This is a genomic window from Deltaproteobacteria bacterium (genome assembly GCA_011773515.1).
Lineage (GTDB): Bacteria > Desulfobacterota > Deferrimicrobia > J040 > J040 > WVXK01.
Map to the genome: position 1 here is coordinate 15,001 of WVXK01000091.1, position 212 is coordinate 15,212.

1 pseudogene (running past one end of the window) is annotated in these 212 nt (G+C 59.0%); it reads left to right on the plus strand.

The features are described 5' to 3' along the window. Positions 1-212: pseudogene (locus GTN70_09605) on the plus strand (hypothetical protein); it begins 144 nt to the left of the window's first position.

The window sequence follows — 212 nt, forward strand, 5'->3', positions numbered from 1 at the left end:
CCGATGCCCCAGACCCGTGAGCACATACTGTTGGCCCGTCAGGTGGGTGTTCCCTACATTGTGGTATACATGAACAAGGTTGACATGGTGGATGATCCCGAGCTGCTCGATCTGGTTGAGCTGGAGGTGCGCGAGCTGCTCAGCAAGTACGAGTTTCCCGGCGATGACATTCCCGTTGTGCGGGGGAGTGCGCTGCACTCGCTGGATTGCGG